Origin of the sequence: Streptomyces canarius, assembly GCF_014650735.1 — a bacterium.
GTDB classification, from domain to species: Bacteria; Actinomycetota; Actinomycetes; order Streptomycetales; family Streptomycetaceae; genus Streptomyces; species Streptomyces olivaceoviridis.
In genome coordinates, this window is the sequence record NZ_BMVN01000015.1 from 166,407 (window position 1) to 188,743 (window position 22,337).

20 protein-coding genes are annotated in these 22,337 nt (G+C 73.5%); 6 read left to right on the top strand and 14 right to left on the bottom strand.

The features are described from left to right. The first annotated feature begins 87 nt into the window (after positions 1 to 87). Entirely contained in the window at positions 88 to 669 is a 582-nt protein-coding gene (locus IE294_RS22370; protein ID WP_189888811.1) for a TetR/AcrR family transcriptional regulator, read from the top strand. Here IE294_RS22370 and IE294_RS22375 read toward each other — a convergent pair. Further along, entirely contained in the window at positions 666 to 1,850 is a 1,185-nt protein-coding gene (locus tag IE294_RS22375) for a glutathionylspermidine synthase family protein (protein ID WP_189888813.1), read from the bottom strand. The genes IE294_RS22370 and IE294_RS22375 overlap by 4 nt on opposite strands. A 13-nt stretch (positions 1,851 to 1,863) precedes the next feature. Beyond that, entirely contained in the window at positions 1,864 to 2,286 is a 423-nt protein-coding gene (locus tag IE294_RS22380; protein ID WP_189888815.1) for a hypothetical protein, read from the bottom strand. A gap of 161 nt (positions 2,287 to 2,447) precedes the next feature. Here IE294_RS22380 and IE294_RS22385 point away from each other — a divergent pair, with 161 nt between their 5' ends. Next, entirely contained in the window at positions 2,448 to 3,269 is an 822-nt protein-coding gene (locus IE294_RS22385; RefSeq protein WP_189888894.1) for a DMT family transporter, read from the top strand. 305 nt (positions 3,270 to 3,574) lie between these two features. Here IE294_RS22385 and pdxR read toward each other — a convergent pair whose 3' ends face one another. Continuing rightward, the gene (pdxR, locus tag IE294_RS22390; protein WP_189888816.1) at positions 3,575 to 5,011 is read right to left on the bottom strand and encodes a MocR-like pyridoxine biosynthesis transcription factor PdxR; all 1,437 of its coding nucleotides are present in this window, start codon (positions 5,009 to 5,011) and stop codon (positions 3,575 to 3,577) included. Between the two features lie 46 nt (positions 5,012 to 5,057). Between pdxR and IE294_RS22395 the strand changes: the two genes are divergently transcribed. Continuing rightward, positions 5,058 to 5,558 (top strand): carboxymuconolactone decarboxylase family protein, encoded by a 501-nt coding sequence (locus tag IE294_RS22395; protein WP_189888818.1) that lies wholly within the window; start codon positions 5,058 to 5,060, stop codon positions 5,556 to 5,558. Then, a complete protein-coding gene (locus tag IE294_RS22400) occupies positions 5,555 to 6,295 on the top strand; it encodes an isocitrate lyase/PEP mutase family protein (protein WP_189888820.1) in 741 nt (246 codons plus the stop codon). Before IE294_RS22395 ends, IE294_RS22400 begins: the two co-directional genes overlap by 4 nt. Before the next feature lie 6 nt (positions 6,296 to 6,301). Here IE294_RS22400 and IE294_RS22405 read toward each other — a convergent pair whose 3' ends face one another. From IE294_RS22405 to IE294_RS22425, 5 genes are read right to left on the bottom strand one after another with little or no spacing between them, the layout of a single operon-like run. Then, the gene (locus tag IE294_RS22405) at positions 6,302 to 7,255 is read right to left on the bottom strand and encodes an ABC transporter substrate-binding protein (protein ID WP_189817752.1); all 954 of its coding nucleotides are present in this window, start codon (positions 7,253 to 7,255) and stop codon (positions 6,302 to 6,304) included. 1 nt (position 7,256) lies between these two features. Beyond that, positions 7,257 to 9,191, bottom strand: a complete 1,935-nt coding sequence (locus IE294_RS22410) for an ABC transporter permease (RefSeq protein WP_189888822.1) — start codon at positions 9,189 to 9,191, stop codon at positions 7,257 to 7,259. Next, on the bottom strand, positions 9,191 to 10,402 hold the full coding sequence (locus IE294_RS22415; RefSeq protein ID WP_189888824.1) for a quaternary amine ABC transporter ATP-binding protein: 1,212 nt from the start codon (positions 10,400 to 10,402) through the stop codon (positions 9,191 to 9,193). The genes IE294_RS22410 and IE294_RS22415 overlap by 1 nt, the downstream gene beginning before the upstream one ends. Further along, positions 10,399 to 11,928 carry a GMC family oxidoreductase gene (locus IE294_RS22420; protein WP_189888826.1) on the bottom strand — a complete coding sequence of 510 codons (1,530 nt, stop codon included), beginning with the start codon at positions 11,926 to 11,928 and terminating at the stop codon, positions 10,399 to 10,401. Before IE294_RS22420 ends, IE294_RS22415 begins: the two co-directional genes overlap by 4 nt. Positions 11,929 to 11,973: 45 nt before the next feature. After that, positions 11,974 to 13,494, bottom strand: a complete 1,521-nt coding sequence (locus IE294_RS22425) for an aldehyde dehydrogenase family protein (protein ID WP_189888828.1) — start codon at positions 13,492 to 13,494, stop codon at positions 11,974 to 11,976. A gap of 189 nt (positions 13,495 to 13,683) precedes the next feature. On the opposite strand from IE294_RS22425, the gene IE294_RS22430 reads away from it, so the two are divergent. After that, on the top strand, positions 13,684 to 14,532 hold the full coding sequence (locus tag IE294_RS22430) for a LolA-like protein (protein ID WP_189888830.1): 849 nt from the start codon (positions 13,684 to 13,686) through the stop codon (positions 14,530 to 14,532). A gap of 250 nt (positions 14,533 to 14,782) precedes the next feature. Here the strand turns inward: IE294_RS22430 and IE294_RS22435 are convergent, their stop codons facing one another. The 6 genes from IE294_RS22435 to IE294_RS22460 all read right to left on the bottom strand — a co-directional run bounded on the left by IE294_RS22435 (position 14,783) and on the right by IE294_RS22460 (position 21,456). Beyond that, a complete protein-coding gene (locus tag IE294_RS22435; protein WP_189888832.1) occupies positions 14,783 to 15,772 on the bottom strand; it encodes a malate dehydrogenase in 990 nt (329 codons plus the stop codon). Positions 15,773 to 16,143: 371 nt separating this feature from the next. Next, positions 16,144 to 18,036 (bottom strand): helix-turn-helix domain-containing protein, encoded by a 1,893-nt coding sequence (locus tag IE294_RS49070; RefSeq protein ID WP_189888834.1) that lies wholly within the window; start codon positions 18,034 to 18,036, stop codon positions 16,144 to 16,146. Positions 18,037 to 18,119: 83 nt separating this feature from the next. Then, positions 18,120 to 18,785: a response regulator gene (locus IE294_RS22445; RefSeq protein WP_051009717.1), complete on the bottom strand. Its 666-nt coding sequence runs from the start codon at positions 18,783 to 18,785 to the stop codon at positions 18,120 to 18,122. 35 nt (positions 18,786 to 18,820) lie between these two features. Continuing rightward, positions 18,821 to 19,990: a sensor histidine kinase gene (locus tag IE294_RS22450; RefSeq protein ID WP_189888836.1), complete on the bottom strand. Its 1,170-nt coding sequence runs from the start codon at positions 19,988 to 19,990 to the stop codon at positions 18,821 to 18,823. Positions 19,991 to 20,138: 148 nt separating this feature from the next. After that, on the bottom strand, positions 20,139 to 20,612 hold the full coding sequence (locus IE294_RS22455) for a DUF3017 domain-containing protein (RefSeq protein WP_189888838.1): 474 nt from the start codon (positions 20,610 to 20,612) through the stop codon (positions 20,139 to 20,141). Then, the gene (locus tag IE294_RS22460) at positions 20,602 to 21,456 is read right to left on the bottom strand and encodes a bifunctional methylenetetrahydrofolate dehydrogenase/methenyltetrahydrofolate cyclohydrolase (protein ID WP_014674506.1); all 855 of its coding nucleotides are present in this window, start codon (positions 21,454 to 21,456) and stop codon (positions 20,602 to 20,604) included. Before IE294_RS22460 ends, IE294_RS22455 begins: the two co-directional genes overlap by 11 nt. Before the next feature lie 236 nt (positions 21,457 to 21,692). On the opposite strand from IE294_RS22460, the gene IE294_RS22465 reads away from it, so the two are divergent. Then, positions 21,693 to 22,295: a hypothetical protein gene (locus IE294_RS22465; RefSeq protein WP_189888839.1), complete on the top strand. Its 603-nt coding sequence runs from the start codon at positions 21,693 to 21,695 to the stop codon at positions 22,293 to 22,295. Positions 22,296 to 22,337: the final 42 nt, after the last annotated feature.

Genomic DNA, 22,337 nt, shown 5'->3' on the forward strand with positions numbered 1-22,337 from the left:
ACCACGTCGGGACGAAGTCGAGAACGAGCGTTCTCCATCGATGGAGCTACGATAGAGAACGCTCGTTCTCAACGTCAAGGAGCCCCGATGCCCGCCGCCGCCACCGAGGAACAGAACCGCTTGGACCGCGAAGCGCTCCTGGACGCGGCGGAGGCGCTCTTCTACGCGCACGGCATCCAGGCGGTCGGCATGGACCGGGTCCGCGAGGCCTCCGGCCTGCCCCTGAAGCGCATCTACCGGCTCTTCGCGACCAAGGAGGACCTGGTCGTCGCCATGCTCAGGCACCGCGACCGGCGCTGGCGCGCGAACCTCGCCGCCCACGTGGAGAGCGTCCGGGACCCCCGCGCACGGGTGCTCGCGGTCTTCGACTGGCTCGCCGCGTGGTTCGCCGAACCCGGCTTCCGCGGCTGCGCCTGGATCAACGCCCACGGCGAACTCGGCTCGTCGTCGGAGCCGGTGCTGGCGGAGGTCCGCGCCCACAAGCGCGCCTTCCACGACCAGCTGGCGACCTGGGTCCGCGCCACCGGCGCACCGGTGGCCGAACCGGTCTTCCTGCTCGCCGAGGGAGCCATCGTCACCGCGGCCATCACCGGCGACCCGGCCCCGGCGGGGCACGCGCGGGCGGCGGTGGAGACGCTGCTCGGGGGCGCCGCGGTGACGGCCGGCTAGAGGATCACGTGGGGCAGGAAGCGGGCGTACTCGTCGGTGATCAGGCCGGTGGACTCGCGGATGCCGAGGCCCGCGGGCTCGTCCTGGACCACCCAGGCGCCGAGGACCACGTGGTTGCCGTCGAAGGCGGGGAGGGGCGCCAACTGCTGGTAGCAGCAGGGCTCGTCACGCGGGGCGCCCGGTGATCCCGGCTCGTGGATCGTGACGCCCTCGCCCTCGCGGCCGAGGAGGGGCTTGGCCACGTAGCCGGCCGTGCCGGTCAGCTCCCGGGGGCCGTCCAGGTAGGCGGGCAGGAGGTTCGGGTGGCCGGGGTACAGCTCCCACAGGATCGCCAGGAGGGCCTTGTTGCTCAGGAGCATCTTCCAGGCCGGTTCGATCCACAGGGTGCTGCCGGTGCCGCCGCCGTTGTCCAGGGTGTCCAGGACGTGTCCGCCGAAGGCGTCGGTGGTGAGCCACTCCCAGGGGTAGAGCTTGAAGATGCCGCGGATGAAGCGGAGCCGGTTGTCGACGAAACGGCCGGAGAGGGCGTCCCAGCCGATCTCCTCCATGGCCAGCCAGTCGGTGGTGAGGCCGGCCTGCTCGGCGGTCTCCTTCAGGTAGGCGACCGTCATCAGGTCCTCGCCGAGTTCGTCGGCCGAGGAGTGCGCGAAGTGCAGCGGGCTGCCCGGAGGCAGCAGCGCCGACTGGGAGCGCCAGGCTTCGACCAGGCGTTCGTGCAGGGAGTTCCACTGGTCCGCGCCGGGGAAACGGTCCTCCATCCAGAACCACTGCGGGGAGGCGGCCTCCACCAGCGAGGTCGGGGTGTCGGCGTTGTACTCCAGCAGCTTCGCCGGTCCCGTGCCGTCGTAGCGCAGGTCGAAACGGCCGTAGACGGAGGGCAGTTCGGCACGGCGGTGCCAGGCCTCGGTGACCGCGGCGGCCACCCGCGGGTCCGTGATGCCGAGGTCCGCCAGACGGTTCTCGGACACGATGTGCCCGGCGGCGGCCAGGCACATGCGGTGGAGTTCCTCGACGGTCTCCTCCAGCGCCTCCACCTCGTCCAGGGTGAAGACGTAGTAGGCGCTCTCGTCCCAGTAGGGGCGCAGCGAGCCGTCGGGGTGGCGGGTGAGCGGGTAGACCAGGCCCTGCGCCTCCACGGTCTGCTGCCAGCCGGGGCGGGGGGTGGTGGTACGGCGTTCCATGCGCGTGTTCCGGTCAGCCGCCGGAGCTGCCCTTGCCGCCGCCGAAGCCGCCGCGGTGGACTCCGCCGCCTCCGCTGTGGTGGTCGTCGTCATCGTCGTACGAGCCGCTGCCCGAGCCCTTGCCGGGCTTGGTGAAGGAGCCGCCGTCGACCCAGCCGTTCTTCTCGTCGCCCTCGTAGTACCAGGCGGCGTCGACCTTCTTCCTGACGGTCGTCTTCCTGCCTGGCGTCTTCTTGCCCGTCGTCTTCCCGGACGCGCCGGTGGTCTTGCAGTTCTTGTCCGAGACGACCTTGTACCCCTTGGCGAGGTTGTAGCTGTCCCGGTCGACGCAGCGCTTGTCCGGCTCGGACGAGCAGGCGGTGAGCGCGGCGGCCAGCAGGCCCACGCCGCCGAGGACGACCGTGCCGGAGCGGAGTGGTCGGCGTGTGCGGTCCATCGTGGTGTCTCCCCCGTCGGATTCGGATGGCGTGATCGGCTGGATCCAGTCGCCCGGATCCGGTCGCCGTGTTCGGCGGCCAGCCTAGAGATCGGTGTGAGTATTCCCCCCGGCGGGTCCTTCATCTGCCGCTCCCCTAGAGTCGGTTCGTGCTGTTTGGAATGGTGTGCGCCCTCGGTGCGGCGGTCTGCTTCGGTACGGCCACGGTGTTGCAGGCGGTGGCCGCGCGGGCGGCGGGCGCCGAGGAGGGTGGCGGCGGGGACGCGGCGCTGCTGCTGCGGGCGCTGCGGCAGTGGCGGTATCTCGCCGGTCTCGCGCTGGACGGGCTGGGCTTCCTGCTCCAGATCGCGGCCCTGCGCTCGGTGCCGATCTACGCGGTGGGCGCGGCGCTGGCGGCGAGCCTCGCGGTGACGGCGGTGGTGGCGGCGCGGCTGCTGCGGGTCCGGCTGAGCGGGGTGGAGTGGGCCGCCGTGGGGGTGGTGTGCGCGGGGCTCGCCATGCTGGGGCTGGCCTCGGGCACCGAGGGCGACCGGAGCGGGCCGGACTGGCTGCGGTACGCGATGGTCGCCGCGGCGGTGGGCGTGCTGCTGCTCGGCGGGGTCGGCGGGCGCCTGTCCGGCCGGACCCGGGCGCTGCTGCTGGGGCTCGGCGCCGGGTTCGGGTTCGGGGTGGTGGAGGTCGCGGTACGGCTGATCGACTCGCTGCGGGTGGGGGATCTGCTGGGCAACCCGGCCACCTACGCGCTGCTGCTCGGTGGCGGCGCCGCGTTCCTGCTGCTCACCTCGGCCCTCCAGCGGGGATCGGTGACGACCGCGACGGCCGGGATGGTGCTCGGCGAGACGATCGGGCCGGCCGCGGTGGGGGTGGTCTGGCTCGGGGACCGTACGCGCGAGGGGCTGGGGTGGCTCGCGGCGCTGGGGTTCGCGGTGGCCGTGGTGGGGGCGTTGGCGCTGGCGCGGTTCGGGGAGGCGCCGGTGGAGTAGGTCCTGTCGTTTGGACCATCCCGGCGTCGCGGGGCCCGGCACGCACATCTGCCGCGCTGTCGTCGGTTGCCAACTCCCCCACGCTCGGCTGCGCTCGCGCGGGGGACCCCCATCGCGTTGGCGCCCTCCTCCGCCTTGCAGCTGCACGCACCAGGTTCCGCTCGGCTCGGCTCGACGGCACCGCTCCTCGTAGCCGGCCTGATCCAAACGACAGGGCCTGGGTCCGCCTCGGGCCCGTCCCACGCGTGCGGGTCGTGTGCGGCTGGTCGCGCGGTTCCCCGCGCCCCGCTGTCGCCTCAGCGTTCCTACGGCAGCACCCGGCACAGCGCCTCCAGCGCCCCCGCCCACGCGCTGTCCGGCGGGGTGCCGTAGCCGACGACCAGGGCGTCCACCGGGTCGGTGACGGCCTGGGGGTGGCGGTGGTAGGAGAGGCCGTGCAGGGCCAGGCCCTGCCATGCCGCCGCCTGGACCACCGACTCCTCCGTGCCGGGCGGGAGCCGCAGGACCGCGTGCAGGCCGGCCGCGATCCCCGTGACCTCCACCTCCGGTGCCCGCTCGGTGACGGCGGTGGCGAGGGCGTCGCGGCGGCGCCGGTAGCGCAGGCGGGAGGAACGGACGTGGCGGTCGTACGCGCCGGAGGTGAGGAACTGCGCGAGGGTGAGCTGATCCAGCACGCCGACGGTGTCGGCGTCGCCCTTGGCCGAGGCCGCCTCCGCCGCGAGGGCCGGCGGGAGCACCATCCAGCCCAGCCGCAGTCCGGGCGCGAGCGACTTGCTGGCCGTGCCGAGGTAGACGACCCGGTCGGGGGCGAGGCCCTGCAAGGCGCCGACGGGCTGGCGGTCGTAGCGGAACTCGCCGTCGTAGTCGTCCTCCAGGACCAGTCCGCCGGTGCGCCGGGCCCAGGCGACCACGGCGGCCCGCCGGTCGGGGGGCAGGGCGGTGCCCATGGGGAACTGGTGCGCCGGGGTCAGCAGCACCGCGCCGGCGGTCCCCGGCTCGGCGGGATCGGTGCCCAGTGCGTCGTACGGCAGCGCCGGCGTGGCCAGGCCCGCCCTGCGCAGCAGCGCCCAGTGGACGTCCAGGCCGTACGACTCCACGGCCACCGTCCGCACCCCGCGCGCCCGCAGCACCTTGCCGAGGATGGTCAGGGCGTGCGAGAAGCCCGCGGTGATCAGGATCGCGTCGGGGTCGGTGCGCACGCCGCGGGCCCGCGCGAGGTAGCCGGCGAGGGCGGTGCGCAGTTCGGGCCGGCCGCGCGGATCGCCGTAGCCGAGGGCGTGGAAGGGGGCCGTGGCCAGGGCCCGGCGGGCGGCCTTCAGCCACTCGGTGCGCGGGAAGGCGGCGAGGTCGGGGGTGCCGGGGACGAGGTCGTGGAGCGGGCGGGCGGGGGCGCGGTGCGAGGTCGCCGGGGTGGTGGCGCGGGGTGTTCCGCGGGCGGGGCGGGTACGGGTGCCGGCGGGTGCGCCGGTGCCGGGCGTGCCCGGTGCCACGCGGGTGCCGGAGCCCTGGCGGGCGGTGAGCCAGCCCTCGGCGACCAGGTCGGCGTAGGCCTCGGCGACGGTGTTGCGGGCGATGCCGAGGTCGACGGCGAGGGAGCGGGAGGACGGCAGCCGGGTGCCGGGGGCGAGCCGGCCGGAGCGGACCGCGTCGCGCAGGGCGTCGGTCAGGCCCCGGCGCAGGCCGCCCGAGCCGCTCGGTTCGAGGTGCAGGTCGACGCCCAGAGTGGCCCACGATTCCGCCATGGAAATGGACCATACTCCTGGGCAGCCTCACTCCTAGAGTCGAGGCATGACCACTGCACAGGAATCCGCCGCGTACGCCCCCGAAGAAGCCCCGCGCCTGCCCTGGACCGAGCACGCCCCCGACGTCTACAAGGCCATGGTCCGCCTGGACAGCGCCGCCAGGCGGGGCCTGGACCCCAAGCTGTGCGAGCTGGTGAAGATCCGCGCCTCGCAGCTCAACCACTGCGCGTTCTGCCTCGACATGCACACCAAGGACGCCCTCGCCGCCGGTGAGAGCGTCGAGCGGATCGTGCAGCTCAGCGCCTGGCAGGAGTCCCGGCACTTCTACACCGAGAAGGAACTGGCCGCGATCGAGCTGACCGAGGCGGTCACCGTCCTGACCGATGGCTTCGTGCCGGACGAGGTGTACGAGCGGGCCGCCAAGCACTTCGAGGAGGCCGAGCTGGCCCAGCTGGTCGCCGCGATCACGGTGATCAACGCCTGGAACCGGTTCGGTGTCGCCTTCCGGATGACCCCGGGCCACTACCAGCCCGGTCAGCACGGGTGAGCCGTAGCCCGGCGCGGGACGGGGCCGAGCGGTTCCGCGCGCTCCACCGGGGGCGCGCCCCGGGGGACCCGCTGGTGCTGCCCGGACCGTGGGACGCGGCGAGCGCGCGGGTGCTGGAGGCCGCCGGGTTCCCGGCGCTGGCCACACCGAGCGCCGGGATCGCCGCGTCCCTCGGGTACGCGGACGGGACCACTCCGGCCGACGAGATGTTCGCGGCGGTCGCGCGGATCACGCGGGCCGTGGACGTGCCGGTGTCGGCGGACGTCGAGGGAGGGTACGGGCTCGGCGCGGCGGAACTGGTCGAGCGGCTGCTGGAGGCGGGGGCCGTCGGCTGCAACCTGGAGGACTCCGAGCAGGGCGTCCTCAAGGACCCGCACGAGCACGCCGGGTTCCTCGCCGAGGTCCGGGAAGCGGCGGCCGGCCGGCTGTTCGTGAACGCCCGCGTGGACACCTTCGTCCACGGCGACGGCGATCCCGGACAGGCCGTCGAACGGGCCGCCTCGTACGTCGCGGCGGGCGCGGACTGCGTGTACCCGATCCTCGCCCCCGTGGCGGTCCTGCCCCTGCTGCGGGCCGGGATCAAGGGCCCGCTGAACGTTCTGGCCGGGCTGGACGGGGACGGCCCCGGGCCCGCCGTGCTCGGCGGACTCGGGGCCACCCGGATCACCTTCGGGCCGGGCCTCCGGCGGCGGGCCGATGCCGCGCTGCGGGAGACCGCCGGCGGCCTCATGGCCTGACGCCGGTCAGGACAGCCACTTCTTCCACACGGCGGGGTGGCTGTCCACCCACTTCTTCGCCGCCTCCTGCGGGTCCAGCTTCTGGTCGGCGATCATCAGGGAGACCTCGTTCTGGTCCCGCGTCGTCCACCGGAACTTCTTCAGGAAGGCCGCGGCCTTCCCGCCGGACCGCGCGAAGTCGGCGTTGAGGTACTTCTGGAGCGGGGTGTGCGGGTAGGAGCAGGCCACCTTGGCCGCGTCCGCGTCGCAGCCCTCCTTGTACGGCGGCAGCCTCACCTCCGTCATCGGCACCTTCTCGAACAGCCACTGGGGCGAGTACCAGTAGGTCAGGAAGGGCTTCTTCTCCTTGGCGAACTGCTTCATCTGGGTGATCTGGGCCGCCTCGGAACCGGCGAAGACCACCTGGTAGTCCAGCTTCAGGTTCTTCACCAGCGCCTTGTCGTTGGTGACGTAGGACGGGGAGCCGTCCATCAGCTGGCCCTTGCCGCCGCTCTCCGCGGTGCGGAAGAGCGAGGCGTACTTGTTCAGGTTGCGCCAGTCGGTGATGTCCGGGTGCTCCTTGGCGAGGTACGTCGGCACGAACCAGCCGATGTGCCCGGTCACCCCGAGGTCGCCGCCGTGCGCGATCGTCTTCTTGTCCTGGACGTACCGCTTCTCCTGGTCCGGGTGGCCCCAGTCCTCCAGGAGGGCGTCGACGCGGCCCTGGCTGAGCGCGTCCCAGGCGGGCACCTCGTCGACCTGGACGGTGTCCACGCGGTAGCCGAGCTTGTGCTGGAGGATGTACTGGGCGACGGCCACGTTGGACTGCGCGCCCACCCAGGACTGCACGGACAGGGTGACCGACTTCGCGCCCCCTGCGTTCGCGAAGGGCGAGGCCTGCTTGGTCATGTCGGCGGCGCCGCAGCCGGTCGCGGTCAGCAGCACCAGCGAGCCCACCAGGGCGGTCGTACGACGTCGCATGTCAGGCTCCCTTCTTCGCGCGCCGCTCGGTCGGCTGGGTCACCCGGTCCAGCATCAGGCCCAGGCAGACGATGGCGGCACCGGCGACCAGACCGGTCGCCAGGTCGCCCTGGGCGAGGCCGAACGCGACGTCGTAGCCGAGGGCGCCGCCGCCGACCAGGCCGCCGATGATGACGACGGCGAGGACCAGCACCACGCCCTGGTTGACGGCGAGCAGCAGCGCGCGCCGGGCCAGCGGGAGCTGGACCTGCCACAGCTGCTGGCGGCCGGTCGCGCCCAGCGAGCGCGCGGACTCCAGCGCGGCCTGGTCGACCTGGCGCAGGCCCTGCGCGGTGATCCGGACGACGGCCGGCAGCGCGTAGACGACGGCCGCGGCGACGGCGGGCGCGCGGCCCACGCCGAACAGCGCGACGACCGGGATCAGGTACACGAACTGCGGCATGGTCTGGAAGACGTCCAGGACCGGGCGCAGGGCGCGTTCGACGCGGTCGCTGCGGGCGGCGGCGATGCCGGTCGCGAAGCCCAGGACGAGGGTGACGGCGACGGCGGCCAGCACCTGGGAGAGGGTGTCGAGCGACGGCTCCCACACGCCGAGGACACCGATCGCGGCCATGGCGAGGACGGCGGTCAGCGCGGTGCGCCAGGTGCCGATCAGCCAGGCCAGGGCGGCGACGACGAGCAGCACCGACCACCAGGGCAGCCACTGGAGGCCGTCGCGTACGGGGTCCAGGACCCAGGTGGTGAAGTGGCCCGCCCAGTCGGCGGTGCCGCCGACGACCGGGACGCCGGAGTACAGGTGGGCGGTCATCCAGTCGACGGCCCGGTTGACCGGTTCGGCGATGCCCAGGGTCCAGCCGCCGGGCCAGTCCGGCACGCCGAGGAGGCGGGTGGCGAGGGCGACGGCCGCGGTGACGGCGAGGGCGTACGGCCAGCCGATCGTGCGGGGGCGGGTGGTGCCGTCCCCGGCGGCGGCGGTCACGCGGTCCAGGACCACCGCGAGCAGCACGATGGGGATGCCGGCCGCGAGGGCCGCGCCGACGTCGACGGAGGCGAGGGCCTGGTAGACGCGGTCGCCGAGGCCGCCCGCGCCGATGACGGCGGCGATCACGGCCATGGACAGGGCCATCATGATCGTCTGGTTGAGGCCGAGGAGGAGTTCCTTGCGGGCCAGCGGGACGCGGGCGGTCAGCAGCCGCTGGCGACGGGTCGCGCCGAGCGACTCCACGGCCTCCAGGACTTCGGGGTCGGCGCCGCGCAGGCCGAGCGCGGTGAGGCGGGCCATCGGCGGGGCGGCGTAGACGACGGTGGCGAGGACGGCCGCGGGGACGCCGATGCCGAAGACCAGGACGACGGGGAGGAGGTAGGCGAAGGCCGGGAGCACCTGCATGGTGTCCAGGACCGGGCGCAGGGCGCGGTCAAGGCGGTCGGAGAGGCCGGCGGCCAGGCCGAGGAGCGCGCCCACGACGACGGAGGCGAGGACCGCCACGACCATCAGCGCGAGGGTCTGCATGGTCGGGACCCACATGCCGAGGGCGCCGCAGGCGAGGAAGGCGACGGCCGTGCCGGCGGCCAGCCGGACACCGGCCACGCGCCAGGCGAGCAGGGCGGCGAAGGCCGTGACGCCTGCCCAGCCGGCGGCGAGGAGGGTGAGGTAGACGGCTCGGACGGCCCAGATGACGGCGTTGCTGACGTAGCCGAAGAAGTACAGGAACAGCGGGTGGCTGTCCCGGTTGTCCATGACCCAGTCGCTGGCGGTGGTGAGGGGTGTGTCGAGGCGGATCGTCAGCGCGTGCGGCCAGGAGCCGTTGCCCCAGCGGTCGAGGAGCGGCAGGAGGACCGCGGTGAGGAGGGCGAGCAGGAGGAGTTTGCCCGCGGCCCGGCTTCTGAGGACGCGGGGTTTGCCCGTGCCGGAGGCCGGGATACTGAGCGTTGCCATCAGACGGCCTCCGGGCTGGTGCGGGGGCCGGGCGCGGTCGCTTGCCGGCGCCGGCCGGGTGCCGCCTTCTTCGGGGCGGGCGCCGCCCCGGCGGCACGGCCGCCCGCGGCTGCGGCGGCATCGTCGTCCCTCGCCGGCGCGGCCGTCGTCGTGTCCACGCCCGCCACCACGCCGAGCAGTCGCTCGTGGTCGATCACGCCGAGGCAGCGGCCCTTGTCCATGACGCGGGCCGGGGTGCCCGCGCGGGCCACCGCCTCGATGGCCTCGGCCACCGTGGCCTCGGGGCGTACCGCGGGGCCCTCGGCCGTTTCCGCGGCGGAGGCCGGGCGCATCGCCCTGCGTGCCGTCATCACCTGTTCGCGCGGCACGTCCCGGACGAACTCGCGGACGTAGTCGTCGGCCGGGCTGCCGACGATCTCCTCGGGGGTGCCCAGCTGGACCACCTGGCCGTCGCGCATCAGGGCGATGCGGTCGCCGAGCTTGAGGGCCTCGGTGAGGTCGTGGGTGATGAAGACCATCGTGCGGCCCTCCTCGCGGTGCAGGCGGGCCACCTCGTCCTGCATGTCGCGCCGGATGAGCGGGTCGAGGGCGCTGAACGGCTCGTCGAAGAGCAGCACCTCGGGGTCCACCGCCAGTGCCCGGGCGAGGCCCACCCGCTGGCGCTGGCCGCCGGAGAGCTGGCCGGGGCGGCGCTTCTCCATGCCTTCGAGGCCGACCTTGGCGATGAAGGCGGCGGCGCGCTCGCGGCGTTCGGACTTGCCGACGCCCTGGATCTCCAGGCCGTAGGCGACGTTGTCGAGGACCGTGCGGTGCGGGAGGAGGCCGAAGTGCTGGAAGACCATCGCGGCCCGGTGCCGGCGCAGCTCGCGCAGACGGGCCTTGTCCATCGCGCGGACGTCCTCGCCGTCGATGGCGATCGTGCCCGCCGTCGGCTCGATCAGGCGGGTCAGGCAGCGGACGAGGGTGGACTTGCCGGAGCCGGACAGGCCCATCACGACGAAGACCTCGCCCTTGCGGACGTCGAAGGAGACGTCCCGGACGGCGGCCGTGCAGCCGGTGCGGGAGCGCAGTTCGGCGGGGGTCAGCGTGCCGAGTTCCGGGTCCTCGGGGACGCGCTCGGGCTTGGGGCCGAACACCTTCCACAGTCCGGACACCGAGAAGACGGGCTCGGTCGTGGTGGGCGGCTTGCGGGTGGGGACGGTGAGACTCATCGGTCACCTCCGATCAGGTCGACGGCCTTCTCCCCGACCATGAGCACCCCGATCATCGGGTTCACGGCGGTCATGGTCGGGAAGACGGACGCGTCGGCGATGCGAATGCCGTCGAGGCCCCGGATCTTCAACTCCGGGTCGACCACGGCGAGTTCGTCGTCGGCGGCGCCCATCTTGCAGGTGCCGGCCGGGTGGTAGACGGTGTGCGCGACCTTGCGTGCGTACTCGCTCAGCTCGGCGTCGCCGAGGATCTCGGGGCCGGGGCAGACCTCGCGCTTGAGCCAGCCGGCCAGCGGCTCGGCCTTGGCGATCTCCCGGGCGATGCGGATGCCGTCGACGAGGGTCCGCGCGTCGTAGTCGTCCTCGTCGGTGAAGTAGCGGAAGTCGAGCGCCGGCTTGACGGCAGGGTCGGCGCTGGTCAGGTAGAGGCGGCCACGGCTCTTCGGCTTGGGGATGTTGGGGGTCATCGAGACGCCGTACCGCGGGCGTTCGTAGCCCAGGCGCTCCGGGTTGTCCGTGAACGGGATCTGGTAGAAGTGGAACATCAGGTCCGGGCCCGCGTGTGCGGGGTCGCGGCGGACGAACAGGCCCGCGTCGGAGTCCATCGCGGAGTTCTCCGGGATCGGGCCGTGCGTCTCCCAGACGATGACCGACTCGGGGTGGTCGAGCAGGTTCTCGCCGACGCCCGGCAGGTCGTGGACGACGGGGATGCCGAGCGCCCGGAGGTCATCGGCGGGGCCGATGCCCGAGTGGAGCAGCAGGCGCGGGGAGTCGACGGCGCCCGCGCACAGGACGACCTCCTCGCGGGCGCGGATCAGCAGTTCCTCGCCGTCCTTGGTGCGCACGTGGACGCCCTCGGCGCGGGTGCCGTCCAGTTCCAGCTTGTACGCCCAGGTCTCCAGGAGGATGCGGAGGTTGGGCCGCTCGTCCATCACCGGGTGCAGGTACGCCACCGACGCCGAGGAGCGCTTGTTGTCCTCGGGGTGGTAGGCGAGGTCGAAGAAGCCGACGCCCTCGGTGAACGGCTCGCGGTTGAAGCCCTCGACCCGGGGTACCCCGAGCGCCGACCGGGCCGCGTCGACGAAGTCGCGGGCGATGGCGTTCCGGTCCTTCTCGTCGACGGAGACGATGTTGTTCTCGAGGCGGGCGAAGTAGGCCTCCATGGGGACGGCGCCCCAGCCCTTGGCGCCGGCCTCCTCCCACTCGTCCCAGTCGGAGGGCAGGGGCTTGAACGAGATGAGGGTGTTGTGCGAGGAGCAGCCGCCGAGGACGCGGGCGCGGCTGTGCCGGATGTGGGAGTTGCCGCGGGGCTGCTCCACCGTCGGGTAGTCGTAGTCGAGTTCGCCGCCGAGCAGGCCCATCCAGCGGCGCAGGGTGAGGACGTCGTCGCGGCCGACGTCGCTCGGGCCGCCCTCGATGACGGCGACGGTGACGTCGGGGTTCTCGGTGAGGCGGGAGGCGATGACGGAGCCCGCCGTGCCGCCGCCGATGACGACGTAGTCGTAGACGTGGGTGGTGTGGGACATGGGGGTGCTGCTCCAGGTGGGGACGGACGGCTTACGGGGCGGGGCTCAGCCGGCGAACCAGCGCACCGGCTTCGGCGCGAGGTTCTGGTAGACGTGCTTGGTCTCGCGGTACTCGGCGAGGCCGGCGGGCCCCAGCTCGCGGCCGGTGCCGCTCCTGCCGAAGCCGCCCCACTCCGCCTGCGGCAGGTAGGGGTGGAAGTCGTTGATCCAGACGGTGCCGTGGCGCAGCCGGGCGGCGACCCTGCGGGCGCGGCCGGCGTCGGAGGTCCAGACGGCGCCCGCGAGGCCGTACTCGGTGTCGTTGGCGAGGAAGACGGCCTCTTCCTCGGTGCGGAAGGTCTCGACGGTGAGGACCGGGCCGAAGACCTCCTCGCGGACGACCCGCATCTCGCGGTGGCAGGCGTCGAGGACGGTCGGCTCGTAGAACCAGCCCTCCTCGGGTCGCTGCGGTGACGGCTCCGGCCGCTTGCCGCCACAGCGCAGTACGGCACCCTCTTCGAGCGCGGAGGCGACGTACGCCTCGACCTTGGCGCGCTGCTGCTCGGAGACGAGCGGGCCGCACTCGACGCCGTCGGCCGTGCCGCGGCCGAGCCTGATCCGCTGGGCCCGGCGGGCGAGTTCGGCGACGAAGCGTTCGCGCACCGACTCCTCGACGATGAGGCGGGCGCCGGCCGAGCAGACCTGGCCGCTGTGGATGAAGGCCGCGTTGAGGGCCTGGTCGACGGCGGTGTCGAAGCCCTCCTCGGTGGCGCAGGCGTCGGCGAAGACCACGTTGGGGTTCTTGCCGCCGAGTTCGAGGGCCACCTTCTTGACGGTGGGCGCGGCGGCCTGGGCGACCTTGGTGCCGCTGGTCAGACCGCCGGTGAAGGAGACCAGGTCGACGTCGGGGTGCTCGGCGAGCCGGGCGCCGACCGTGTGACCGGGGCCGGTGACGAGGTTGGCCACGCCCGCGGGCAGGCCGGCCTCGGCCAGCAGCTCGATCAGGGCGATGGTGGTCATCGGGGTGATCTCGCTGGGCTTGATCACGAAGGTGTTGCCGGCGGCGAGCGCCGGGGCGATCTTCCAGCTGGCCTGGAGGAGCGGGTAGTTCCAGGGGGTGATCAGCGCGCAGACGCCGACCGGTTCGTGGACGACCACGCTGTGGATGTCGGGCGAGCCCGCGTCGACGACCCGGCCCGGGGCCTCGGCGGCGACCAGGTCGGCGAAGTAGCGGAAGGCGTCGGCGACGCACGTGATGTCGACGCGGCCCTCCTCGACGGTCTTGCCCGCGTCCCGGCTCTCCAGCAGGCCGAGCTCCTCGCGGTCGCGCACCAGCAGGTCGGCGACGCGGCGCAGCAGGGCGGCCCGCTCGGCGACCGGGGTGTGCGGCCAGGGGCCCCGGTCGAACGCGTGCCGGGCGGCGGCCACCGCGCGCTCGGCGTCCTTCTCGTCGCCCTCGGCGACCACGGCGAACGGCCGGGCGTCCGCGGGGTCGAGGATCTTCCGGGTCGCGCCGGAGATCGCCGCCAGCCACTCGCCGCCCGCGTGGATGGTCGCCCGGGCGTGTCGTTCCGTTCTGTCCGCCATGATCGGTGTCGCCTTCCGTTCTGGATCCGTGCCCCTGCGTGACAGAGCTGCCTCGGCTGGGGACCGTCGCCGCCTGCCCAGGGCCTCGCATCGCATGCGCAATCGGTGGCCGAAAGTGCGCCGCGTCACTGAAAATGCGGTCGAAAAGGGGCAAAAGTAGGGTGAGGAGGGGCGTCGGGAGGTGGCGCGATGGCTCGTGGATCGCGACTCTGTGCGGGGGCAAGCATCACCGCGGCCCTGCTGACCCCGTTCGCCCTGCCCGGCACGGCCCCCGCCGCGCCCGCCGCGGCCCCGGCTCCGGCCGCCGCGGCACCCGCTCTCCCGGCCCCGGCACGCTCCGCTTCCGGCGCCCCGAAGGCCCCCGCCGACAACGGTCCGAGCGCCACCGCCCTCGCGCGCGAGGCGCGCGCGCATCTGCTCAAGGCGCGTTCGGTGCACCTCGGGTTCACGGATCACCGCGCGGGCGGCGACCGGACCGCCCCGGCCTCGCTGGAGCTGACGCTCGACCGCGGCGGCAACTGCGTGGGCAAGCTGGTCATGGGCGACGACGGCGGCACCGTCGCCCTGGTCAAGCGGGGCGACCAGGTGTGGATGAAGCCGGACGCCGCGTTCTGGAAGGCGCAGCTGCCGGACCGCCGGGGCGATGCCGTGGCCGCGCGCCTGAAGAACCGCTATCTGCACGGCTCCACGAAGGCCGGCGTGCTCCGGGGCATGTCCGGCACCTGCGACCTGAGCGCCTTCCAGAGGGTGGCCGCCGCCGAGTCCTCCCCCCGCACCGCGCTGACCAAGGGCAAGGAGACCAAGGTCGACGGCACGAAGGTGATCCCGCTGACCGGCACCGGGCACGACGGGAAGAAGATCACCCTCTACGTCACCTCGGCCGGCCCGCACCGCCTGGTCCGGGCCACGCGGCAGGGAGCCGGCACCGACCAGGACCTGACCTTCACTCGGTACGACAAGCCGGTCCCGTCCGCCACCCCGGCCCCGGCGCAGTCCGTGGACATCTCCGAGCTCCAGCGCGAACTGGAGCAGACCTGACTCACGGGGCATCAGTTCCCGTGCGCGGCCGTGCGGGGGCGTGGACCGGCCCACAACGAACGAGGTCCCCTTCCGCCGCCGCGGAAGGGGACCTCGTCCATGGAGCGCCGGGCAGGCCTTGCACCTGCATCTCCCCGCAGGAAGCGGGGCGTCTTTCCTTGGACCACCAACGCATCACCTGGTGCCGGGTTTCCGGCGGCCGGTGCGTGATCAACTATAGCGCACCGGCGCCGGGTGACACCACGTCGGATCAGATGAGGCCGAGGCCGCGGACCGCCTCGCGCTCCTCCGCCAGCTCCTTGACGGAGGCGTCGATGCGGGCGCGGGAGAACTCGTTGACGTCCAGGCCCTGGACGATCTCGTACGTGCCGTCCTTGCAGGTGACCGGGAAGGAGGAGATCAGGCCCTCCGGGACGCCGTAGGAGCCGTCCGACGGGATGCCCATGGAGGTCCAGTCACCCTCGGCGGTGCCGTTGACCCAGGTGTGGACGTGGTCGATCGCGGCGTTGGCGGCGGAGGCGGCGGAGGACGCGCCACGGGCCTCGATGATCGCCGCACCGCGCTTGGCCACGGTCGGGATGAAGTCCTCGGCCAGCCACTTCTCGTCGTTCACGACCTCGGCGGCGTTCTTGCCGGCGACCGTGGCGTGGAAGATGTCCGGGTACTGGGTGGCGGAGTGGTTGCCCCAGATGGTGAGCCGCTTGATGTCGGAGACGCTGCTGCCCGTCTTCTTCGCCAGCTGGGTCAGCGCACGGTTGTGGTCCAGGCGGGTCATCGCGGTGAAGCGCTCGGCCGGGACGTCCGGGGCGGCGGCCTGCGCGATGAGCGCGTTGGTGTTGGCCGGGTTGCCGACGACGAGGACCCTGATGTCGTCCGCCGCGTGGTCGTTGATGGCCTTGCCCTGCGGCTTGAAGATGCCGCCGTTGGCCTCCAGCAGGTCACCGCGCTCCATGCCCTTGGTGCGCGGACGGGCGCCCACCAGCAGGGCCACGTTGGTGCCGTCGAACGCGACGTTCGGGTCGTCGGTGATGTCGATGCCCTGGAGCAGCGGGAAGGCGCAGTCGTCCAGCTCCATGGCCGTGCCCTCGGCGGCCTTCAGGGCCGGGGTGATCTCCAGGAGGCGCAAGCGGACCGGCACGTCCGCGCCGAGCAGCTGGCCCGAGGCGATGCGGAAGAGCAGGGCGTAACCGATCTGGCCGGCCGCGCCGGTGACGGTGACGTTCACGGGAGTGCGGGTCATGGCGTTCTCCGTATGACAGCTGGCGGTGGGGCGTCCCTGCCCCGGGCGGATGATCGATCTCTTGGCGTCAAGAGAGATCCAGCGGTCAGGCTATCGCGCATCCGGCAGGTGAGACGTCCGGGGCCGTGTGGCTCACCCCACAAGGGGATCAGGGGGATGTAACGCCTGCCGGGAGGGGTGCCGGAGGGGGTACCGAAGAGGCGGCCGCCCGTCCGGGAGAGGGGGGACGGAGACGGCCGCCGGTGGGGGAACCGGCGTACCGGACTCCCGTGGGGGATACCGTTCGCGTGCCCAGGATCCGGCCCTGTATGCGCCGTCTTCCGGAAATTCTCCCTCCGTTTCTTCCGCCCGGCTGTGCGCGGGTGCCGCGGCTAGTCCGTGCAGCCGGTCTCGCCCGAGGCGAGGGTGGCGCAGGCCGTGGCCTGCGCCGGGTCGTGTACGGCGACCATCGGGGTGTAGCCGATGGTGTCCCCCGCGGCGGTGATGTCACCCGTCTGCCGGACCTTGCCCGCGGTCACCCGTACGGTGTCGCCCGGCGCGCCGCTGGTGATCCGGCCCCAGGCCGCGCCGCACTCCTTGCTGTAGCGGACCTCCAGGGTGGTGGTGCCGACGGTGGCTGTCTTCGCGGTGCTCACCAGGTCACCGCTGCACCCCATGGCCTCCGCGTCCTTGCCGGTGCAGGCGGCGCCGGCGCACTTCACGCCGGGGGGCGGGCTCGTCCGTGCCGGGGCGGACGGGGAGGGTGACGTGCGGGCACCCGCGTCCGGGCCCCCGTCCCCACCCCGGTGGGTGAGGAAGAAGGCCCCGGCGATGAGCAGCCCGACACCGACCAGCCCCGCGAAGAACATCACCACCTGCTGCCGGTGCACGGACCACCGCCCGAGGGGAACCACGGATTGCCCGCCGACGGCTCCGCCGGGTGCGCCTGGGGTGCCGGCAGGGGTGGCGGCGGCTCCGCCGGGGACGCTTGACGTGCGGGCAGGGTTGGCCGGGGTTCCCGCGGCGCGGTCCGGGGTGCGCGGGGAGGCGGCCGGGGTTCCCACGGTGAGCCCCGGGGGCCAGGCAGAGGTACTCGGGCCTCCGCCGGGGGCGTCCGGGAACTGAGCCGCCGCGCCCGGGGTTCCCGCCGCGCGGCCCGGGGTGCGCGGGGAGGCGGCCGGGGTTCCCACGGTGAGCCCCGGGGGCCAGGCAGAAGTGCTCGGGCCACCGCCGGGGGCGTCCTGGAGCTGAGCGGACGCGCCCGGTGCTCCGGCCGGGAGGCCCGGGGTCCGGGCGGGCGTGTCCTGGCTCAGGGGGGAGGACGGAGTCCGCGCCGGGCCGGGCCGGGTGCCGGGGCGGACGCTCGCCTTCGACGGGCCCCGGTAACCGGCCAGGCCCCAGGAGTTCCTGACGGGCTGCTCGTCATCGCCGGCGGTGCTACGGGAGTCGGCGGGGGACGCAGTGCCGGTACCGTCACCGACACCCGCGCCCGGACCACCGCCGGAACCCGTGCCCGAGCCGGCGCCCGGCGCCGCACCCCGGCCACCGCTCCCCGCGGCGCCCGAGCCGTCGCCGCTGCCGTCGCCGCTGTCCGAGTCGTCGCCGGCCCCGGCACCGTCCGGCACGCCGGCGCGGACGTCGGCGCGCTTCGAGTCCGTCGGCTGGGCCGGGATCTTCGGCGAGACACCGGCGGGACCGGCGATCCCCAGCGCAGCCGCGAGGCCACCGCCCTCGCCCGCACCGGCACCCTTCCGGCCGTCCGACCTCACGGACGTACCCCCGGCCACACCTGCGGACGTCCCCCCGGCGGCCCCACCAGCCGACCCCGCGGACCTGCTCCCGGCCGCTCCACCAGACAGCCCCGCGGACGTACCCCCAGCGGTACCGCCGGTCCGTCCCGCCGGCCTTGTCCCCGGCACACGGCCGGACTCCTCCGTCGGGCGGGCGAGGGCGCCCAAGGCCGCTTGGGATTCGGTGATGTTGATGGCCTGGAGCGTGTGGTCGTCGTTCGACCCCGCTCGGGTCCAGGACCGTTCGGCCAGTTCCCACAGGGCGGTCAGGGGGCCGGGGTCGGTGCCCGTGGCCTCGGCGAGGGCGATGACCGCGCCCTTGGGGGCGAGGAGCCGGCCGCCCAGATAGCGCTCCCAGGACGTCCTGCCGTAGCCCGTGCGGTCGGCCAGCGCCGCGGTGTTCAGGCCGCCGCGGTCGGCCAGTTGCCGCAACCGGACGGTGAGCTCCCTCATCTGCGGGTCCAGATCCTCCGGCAGGGCTCTCCACCGAGGCATCGCCTACCCCCTCTTCCCCTCTTCCCCCGTCTTCCGTGCAGGTCGCGCGGTACGCGCCGACCAAAAGGATGCCAGGGCGGCGGTCAACCGCCAGGGGTCACCAGTCCCGTCTCGTACGCCAGCACCACCGCCTGCGCCCGGCTGCCGAGGTCGAGTTTGGTCATGGTGCGGTTGAGGTGGGTCTTGACGGTGGCCTCGCTGATGTAGAGGCGGTCGGCGATCTCCAGGTTGGACAGGCCGCGGGCGGTGAGTCTGAGGACCTCCACCTCGCGGGAGGTGAGCACGCCCAGGTCGGGCGGCGGCGCGGTGTGGACGGGCTCCTGCCGGCGGGCGAAGGACTCCACCAGGCGCCGGGTGACGCTGGGGGCGAACAGGGCGTCGCCGCCGTCGACCGCCGTGACCGCCGCCAGCAGCCGCTCGGGGCCGGAGTCCTTCAGGAGGAAACCGGAGGCGCCGGCGCGCAGCGCGCCGTACACGTACTCGTCCAGGTCGAAGGTGGTCAGCACCAGGACCCGGGGCGGCCGGTCGGCGGCCTCGGCGAGGATCCGTTCGGTGGCCTCGATGCCGTTGACGCCGGGCATCCGGATGTCCATGAGGACGACGTCGGGCCGGGTCTCGGCGGCGAGCCGCACGGCCTGCTCACCGTCCCCCGCCTCACCCACCACCTCGAAGCCGGGCGCCGCGTCGAGCAGGCCGACGAGTCCGGCGCGGATGAGGAACTGGTCGTCCACGACGAGCACTCTGATCATTCCGTACGGTCGTCCCCCCGGCCGTGCGCCGTCCCTTACCGCTCCGCTTCTCGCGCACCCCCGCGGTCGCGTTCGGCGGCCGAGGTCGGCAGGGTCAGCCGGACCTCGTAGCCGCCCCCGGTGCGTGGGCCGACGCTGATCGTCCCGCCGTAGAGCGTGGCCCGCTCCCGCATGCCAATCAAGCCATGACCGCCCCCTGTGGGCATTCTGTCCGGATCTGCCCCCTCGCCGTCGTCGGTGACGCGGACGGTCAGGTCGTGGGCCCCGTACCGGAGTTCGACGCGCGCGTGCGCGGGACCGGCGTGTTTGAGGGCGTTGGTGAGGGCTTCCTGGACGACGCGGTAGGCGCACAGTTCGACACCGGGCGGCAGCGGGCGGGCGGTGCCCTCGACGTCGAGGTCCACGGGCAGGCCGCCGGCCCGGACCCGGTCCACGAGTTCGCCGAGCCGGGCCAGGGTGGGCATGGGGGCCCGCCGCGGGGCCTCGGGGTCCTCCTCGCGCAGCACCTGGAGCATGCGGCGCAGTTCCTCCAGGGCCTCGCGGCTGGTGTCCGCTATGGTGCCGAGCGCGCCGCGCGCCTTGGCGGGGTCGGAGTCGAAGACGAACCGGGCGAGGCCGGCCTGCACGGAGATGACCGACATGTGGTGGGCGACGACGTCGTGCAGTTCACGGGCGATCCGGCCGCGTTCCTCGGCGACCGCGCGCCGGGCCCGCTCGGCGTGTTCGGCCCGCAGCCGCCGGGTGAGTTCGGCGCTGCGGCGGGCCAGGTACCCGAACCAGACGAGCACCGAGCTGTAGAGCAGGGCCTGGCCGACCACGGACGCCATGGAGGGGCTGTGGCTGATCACGCCGGCGTACACCCACACCGCGCAGGTGCAGGCGGCGCAGGCGAGAGCGGTGCGCGGCGGGCGCACGGAGGCCACGGTGTACAGGGCGAGCATGGCGCCGAAGGTGCACACCACGGGCCAGTGGCCGAGGCTGATGTAGCCGGCCGCGGCGGTCTCGACGACCGCGAAGACGGCGAGGGGGTGGCGCCCGCGCAGGGCGACCGGGAGGTGGGCGAGGGCCACGAGGGCGTAGGCGCGCGCGTCGAGTTCCGGCCATCCCTGCGCCCGTGACTCCTGCGCGACCAGGACGGCCACCACGGCCATGGCCACCGCGATCAACGTGTCCACGACGAGCGGGCGGGGAGTCCTCGGTCGCATCGCCGCAGGGTAGCGCGCACGGCCGTGTCCGGAGGGCAACCGCGCGCGGTACCGCGGACGTTGCGGGACTTCCGGCCGCCGTACCCCTCGGACACGGCGGGTGGCCCGCGTCCTTCGGGGAGGCGGGCCACCTGTCGTACCGTCCGCGCTACTTGTCGAGCGTGAAGTGCAGGAGGTCCTTGAGGAAGGGGATCTGGAGCAGCGGGTCGGGCTGCGCCATCAGCGCCAGCAGCACGATGGCGAGGCCCAGGACGCCGTAGGTGACGATGTCGGTGAAGCGGGAGCGGACGGCGAGCATGCCGACGCCGGGCAGCATCCAGCGCATGACCGCGCCGGCCAGCAGGGCGGCGCCGATCAGCAGGGTGCCGTAGCGGAACACGTCGAGCGCGGTCAGCAGCAGGCCGAGCGCCACCGTCGACAGCACGACGAGCAGGGGCCACTGCCGGGCGGGCGCCGGGGCGTCGCCGGCCGCGGCCCGGCCGCCGCCCTCGGGGCGCGCGGTGTCCCTGGTGAACAGCGGGAAGCGGCGGGTGACGCGGCGCGGGCGCCCCTCGGCGTCAGGGGCGCTGATCGCGTCGCGCGCGGTCGGCTCCGCGGGCCCGCGGGTGTCCTCAGCCGGCACTGCGCTCCGCCGCCTCGACCACGTTGACCAGCAGCAGGGCCCGGGTCATCGGACCGACGCCGCCGGGGTTCGGGGAGATCCAGCCGGCCACCTCGGTCACATCCGGGTGGACGTCGCCGACGATCTTGCCCTCGGCGTTGCGGGAGACGCCGACGTCCAGGACGGCCGCGCCCGGCTTGACGTCCTCGGCGCGGATCAGGTGCGGGGAGCCGGCCGCGGCGATGATGATGTCGGCCCGCTTCAGGTGGGCGGAGAGGTCACGGGTGCCGGTGTGGCACTGGGTGACGGTGGCGTTCTCGCTGCGCCGGGTGAGCAGCAGCGGCATCGGGCGGCCGATGGTGACACCGCGGCCGACGACCACGACCTCGGCGCCCTTGATCTCCACGCCGTGGCGGCGGAGCAGGGTGAGGATGCCGTTGGGGGTGCAGGGCAGCGGGGCCGGCTCGTTCAGGACGAGGCGGCCGAGGTTCATCGGGTGCAGGCCGTCGGCGTCCTTGGCCGGGTCCATCAGCTCCAGGACGCGGTTCTCGTCGATGCCCTTGGGCAGCGGCAGCTGGACGATGTAGCCGGTGCAGGCCGGGTCCTCGTTCAGCTCGCGGACGACCGCCTCGATCTCCTCCTGGGTGGCGGTGGCCGGCAGCTCGCGCTGGATGGAGGCGATGCCCACCTGGGCGCAGTCGCGGTGCTTGCCGGCGACGTACTTCTGGCTGCCGGGGTCGTCCCCGACCAGGATCGTGCCGAGGCCGGGCGTGACGCCCTTCTCCTTCAGCGCCGCCACGCGGGCGGTCAGATCGGACTTGATCTCGGCTGCGGTGGCCTTGCCATCGAGAATCTGGGCGGTCATGGTCCCATCCTCGCGGATGACCCGGCCCCGGTTCCAATCCGGGTGTCACGGCATGATCAGCGATGTTGCACTTGCACAACACCTGACGCCTCCGGCTGGACAAGTAAGAGCCTGTTAAAGAACGATGAGCGGACAGTGCCGCGGGCAGTACCGGGGGGACGGACCGCATCTGTAGAACTTCCTCCGAACCGTGCCGCGCGTCGTCCCCGCACTTGAGCAAACGGAGGAAGACCGCCATGAGCTTTGGCGACCCCAACAACCCGTACGGCCCGCCGCAGGGCCAGCAGGGCGGCTACCCGCAGCAGGGCCAGCAGCCCGGCTACGGCTACCCGGGCGCCCCGCAGGGCCAGCCCGGCTACGGCTACCCGGCCGCGCCGCCGGTGCAGCAGCCGTACGGCTACGGTGTGCCGATGGAGATGCCGGGCCTGATCAAGACGGCTCGGGTGCTGCTGTTCATCCTGGCGGGCTTCCAGTACCTGGCCGGTCTGTTCCTCGGCATCGCCGCCGGTGCCGCGCAGGACGTCTCCAACGGCATCGGCTCCGGCGACGACACCAGCACGGCCACCGGTGTGCTGATCGCGTTCGCGCTGCTGATGCTGGCGCTGGGCACCCTGTCGATCTTCCTGGGCGTGAAGTTCAAGAAGGGCGGCGGCGGCATCCGCGTCACGACGATCGTGTACGCGTCGCTGATGCTGCTCGGCAGCCTGGTGAACATCGTCAACGGCGGTGGCGGTTCGGCGACCTTCGGCGGGGTCATCTCCCTGGCCTTCGGCGGCATCATCCTCGCGTCCATGGTCAACGGCTCCGCCTCGGCCTGGTTCAACCGCCCGCGGTACTGAGCCGCCCGGCGCCCGGCACCGCTCCAGGGCCGTGTCCCGTCC

Excerpts from the sequence above, each read along its gene's own strand:
- IE294_RS22445 (WP_051009717.1), bottom strand. The coding sequence starts at position 18,785 with ATGATCAGAGTGCTCGTCGTGGACGACCAGTTCCTCATCCGCGCCGGA.
- IE294_RS22385 (WP_189888894.1), top strand. The coding sequence starts at position 2,448 with ATGGTGTGCGCCCTCGGTGCGGCGGTCTGCTTCGGTACGGCCACGGTG.
- IE294_RS22450 (WP_189888836.1), bottom strand. The coding sequence starts at position 19,990 with ATGCGACCGAGGACTCCCCGCCCGCTCGTCGTGGACACGTTGATCGCG.
- IE294_RS22425 (WP_189888828.1), bottom strand. The coding sequence starts at position 13,494 with ATGGCGGACAGAACGGAACGACACGCCCGGGCGACCATCCACGCGGGC.
- IE294_RS49070 (WP_189888834.1), bottom strand. The coding sequence starts at position 18,036 with ATGCCTCGGTGGAGAGCCCTGCCGGAGGATCTGGACCCGCAGATGAGG.
- IE294_RS22380 (WP_189888815.1), bottom strand. The coding sequence starts at position 2,286 with ATGGACCGCACACGCCGACCACTCCGCTCCGGCACGGTCGTCCTCGGC.
- IE294_RS22460 (WP_014674506.1), bottom strand. The coding sequence starts at position 21,456 with ATGACCGCCCAGATTCTCGATGGCAAGGCCACCGCAGCCGAGATCAAG.
- IE294_RS22395 (WP_189888818.1), top strand. The coding sequence starts at position 5,058 with ATGACCACTGCACAGGAATCCGCCGCGTACGCCCCCGAAGAAGCCCCG.
- IE294_RS22375 (WP_189888813.1), bottom strand. The coding sequence starts at position 1,850 with ATGGAACGCCGTACCACCACCCCCCGCCCCGGCTGGCAGCAGACCGTG.
- IE294_RS22435 (WP_189888832.1), bottom strand. The coding sequence starts at position 15,772 with ATGACCCGCACTCCCGTGAACGTCACCGTCACCGGCGCGGCCGGCCAG.
- IE294_RS22370 (WP_189888811.1), top strand. The coding sequence starts at position 88 with ATGCCCGCCGCCGCCACCGAGGAACAGAACCGCTTGGACCGCGAAGCG.
- IE294_RS22465 (WP_189888839.1), top strand. The coding sequence starts at position 21,693 with ATGAGCTTTGGCGACCCCAACAACCCGTACGGCCCGCCGCAGGGCCAG.
- IE294_RS22420 (WP_189888826.1), bottom strand. The coding sequence starts at position 11,928 with ATGTCCCACACCACCCACGTCTACGACTACGTCGTCATCGGCGGCGGC.
- IE294_RS22415 (WP_189888824.1), bottom strand. The coding sequence starts at position 10,402 with ATGAGTCTCACCGTCCCCACCCGCAAGCCGCCCACCACGACCGAGCCC.
- pdxR (WP_189888816.1), bottom strand. The coding sequence starts at position 5,011 with ATGGCGGAATCGTGGGCCACTCTGGGCGTCGACCTGCACCTCGAACCG.
- IE294_RS22405 (WP_189817752.1), bottom strand. The coding sequence starts at position 7,255 with ATGCGACGTCGTACGACCGCCCTGGTGGGCTCGCTGGTGCTGCTGACC.
- IE294_RS22410 (WP_189888822.1), bottom strand. The coding sequence starts at position 9,191 with ATGGCAACGCTCAGTATCCCGGCCTCCGGCACGGGCAAACCCCGCGTC.
- IE294_RS22430 (WP_189888830.1), top strand. The coding sequence starts at position 13,684 with ATGGCTCGTGGATCGCGACTCTGTGCGGGGGCAAGCATCACCGCGGCC.